The organism is Escherichia sp. TW14182, assembly GCF_000208525.1.
Lineage (GTDB): Bacteria > Pseudomonadota > Gammaproteobacteria > Enterobacterales > Enterobacteriaceae > Escherichia > Escherichia ruysiae.
Map to the genome: position 1 here is coordinate 1 of NZ_AEJZ01000362.1, position 2,786 is coordinate 2,786.

At 48.5% G+C, this 2,786-nt stretch carries 3 protein-coding genes; all 3 read left to right on the top strand.

Annotated features, from left to right (window positions below; genetic code table 11):
* The first annotated feature begins 57 nt into the window (after positions 1-57).
* Positions 58-276, top strand: coding sequence for an excisionase (locus EQY_RS0121775; protein ID WP_001303849.1), 219 nt, complete (start codon positions 58-60; stop codon positions 274-276).
* A complete protein-coding gene (locus EQY_RS0121780) occupies positions 254-1,324 on the top strand; it encodes a tyrosine-type recombinase/integrase (protein ID WP_000533643.1) in 1,071 nt (356 codons plus the stop codon). The genes EQY_RS0121775 and EQY_RS0121780 overlap by 23 nt, the downstream gene beginning before the upstream one ends.
* Positions 1,325-1,458: 134 nt before the next feature.
* Complete coding sequence (locus EQY_RS0121785; RefSeq protein WP_001091551.1) at positions 1,459-2,742, top strand: putative acyl-CoA thioester hydrolase; 1,284 nt, start codon at positions 1,459-1,461, stop codon at positions 2,740-2,742.
* Positions 2,743-2,786: the final 44 nt, after the last annotated feature.

Genomic DNA, 2,786 nt, shown 5'->3' on the forward strand with positions numbered 1-2,786 from the left:
GAACACCAAGCCGCCTGATGGCGGTTTTTTCTTGCGTGTAATTGCGGAGACTTTGCGATGTACTTGACACTTCAGGAGTGGAACGCACGCCAGCGACGCCCAAGAAGCCTTGAAACAGTTCGTCGATGGGTACGCGAGTGCAGGATATTCCCTCCTCCGGTTAAGGATGGAAGAGAGTATCTGTTCCACGAATCAGCGGTAAAGGTTGACTTAAATCGACCAGTAACAGGTAGCCTTTTGAAGAGGATCAGAAATGGGAAGAAGGCGAAGTCATGAGCGCCGGGATTTACCCCCTAACCTTTATATAAGAAACAATGGATATTACTGCTACAGGGACCCAAGGACGGGTAAAGAGTTTGGATTAGGCAGAGACAGGCGAATCGCAATCACTGAAGCTATACAGGCCAACATTGAGTTATTTTCAGGACACAAACACAAGCCTCTGACAGCGAGAATCAACAGTGATAATTCCGTTACGTTACATTCATGGCTTGATCGCTACGAAAAAATCCTGGCCAGCAGAGGAATCAAGCAGAAGACACTCATAAATTACATGAGCAAAATTAAAGCAATAAGGAGGGGTCTGCCTGATGCTCCACTTGAAGACATCACCACAAAAGAAATTGCGGCAATGCTCAATGGATACATAGACGAGGGCAAGGCGGCGTCAGCCAAGTTAATCAGATCAACACTGAGCGATGCATTCCGAGAGGCAATAGCTGAAGGCCATATAACAACAAACCCTGTCGCTGCCACTCGCGCAGCAAAATCAGAGGTAAGGAGATCAAGACTTACGGCTGACGAATACCTGAAAATTTATCAAGCAGCAGAATCATCACCATGTTGGCTCAGACTTGCAATGGAACTGGCTGTTGTTACCGGGCAACGAGTTGGTGATTTATGCGAAATGAAGTGGTCTGATATCGTAGATGGATATCTTTATGTCGAGCAAAGCAAAACAGGCGTAAAAATTGCCATCCCAACAACATTGCATGTTGATGCTCTCGGGATATCAATGAAGGAAACACTTGATAAATGCAAAGAGATTCTTGGCGGAGAAACCATAATTGCATCTACTCGTCGTGAACCGCTTTCATCCGGCACAGTATCAAGGTATTTTATGCGCGCACGAAAAGCATCAGGTCTTTCCTTCGAAGGGGATCCGCCTACCTTTCACGAGTTGCGCAGTTTGTCTGCAAGACTCTATGAGAAGCAGATAAGCGATAAGTTTGCTCAACATCTTCTCGGGCATAAGTCGGACACCATGGCATCACAGTATCGTGATGACAGAGGCAGGGAGTGGGACAAAATTGAAATCAAATAATGATTTTATTTTGACTGATAGTGACCTGTTCGTTGCAACAAATTGATAAGCAATGCTTTTTTATAATGCCAACTTAGTATAAAAAAGCAGGCTTCAACGGATTCATTTTTCCATTTCAAAGCCCGGAGCAACCTGTGAACACATTTTCAGTTTCCCGTCTGGCGCTGGCACTGGCTTTTGGCGTGACGCTGACCGCCTGTAGCTCAACACCGCCCGATCAACGTCCTTCTGATCAAACCGCGCCTGGTACCTCTTCTCGCCCGATTCTGTCGGCAAAAGAAGCGCAGAATTTCGATGCTCAACACTATTTTGCGTCCCTGACACCAGGTGCTGCAGCATGGAATCCTTCCCCGATTACCCTGCCTGCGCAACCTGACTTTGTTGTCGGCCCGGCGGGTACTCAAGGTGTAACGCATACCACGATTCAGGCGGCGGTAGATGCGGCAATTATCAAGCGTACTAATAAGCGCCAGTATATTGCCGTGATGCCAGGTGAGTATGAAGGTACGGTTTATGTCCCTGCGGCACCGGGCGGAATCACTGTCTACGGCATGGGCGAAAAACCGATTGATGTGAAAATTGGACTTTCCCTTGATGGTGGCATGAGCCCTGCTGACTGGCGTCATGACGTTAACCCACGCGGCAAATATATGCCCGGTAAACCAGCGTGGTATATGTACGATAGTTGCCAGAGCAAACGCAGCAACAGCATCGGCGTTCTCTGTTCTGCGGTCTTCTGGTCACAAAACAATGGCCTGCAACTGCAAAACCTGACCATCGAAAACACGCTGGGCGATAGCGTAGATGCGGGTAACCATCCGGCGGTGGCGTTGCGTACTGATGGCGACAAAGTACAGATCAACAACGTTAACATTCTTGGTCGTCAGAATACCTTCTTTGTCACCAACAGCGGTGTACAAAACCGTCTGGAAACGAATCGTCAGCCGCGTACTCTGGTAACTAATAGCTACATCGAAGGGGATGTGGATATCGTTTCCGGCCGTGGTGCAGTGGTGTTCGATAATACCGAATTCCGCGTGGTGAACTCACGTACTCAGCAAGAAGCGTATGTGTTCGCACCGGCTACGCTGTCCAATATTTACTACGGTTTCCTTGCCGTAAATAGCCGTTTCAATGCCTCCGGTGATGGCGTCGCACAGCTGGGCCGCTCGCTGGATGTTGATGCCAATACCAACGGTCAGGTAGTGATCCGTGATAGCGCCATCAACGAAGGCTTTAACACGGCTAAACCGTGGGCCGACGCGGTGATTTCTAATCGTCCATTTGCGGGTAATACCGGCAGCGTTGATGATAACGACGAAGTACAGCGCAATCTGAATGACACTAACTACAACCGCATGTGGGAATACAATAACCGTGGCGTGGGTAGCAAAGTGGTTGCAGAAGCAAAGAAATAAGCGTTGCTAACTATTTGCCGGATGCGGCGTAAACGCCTTATCCG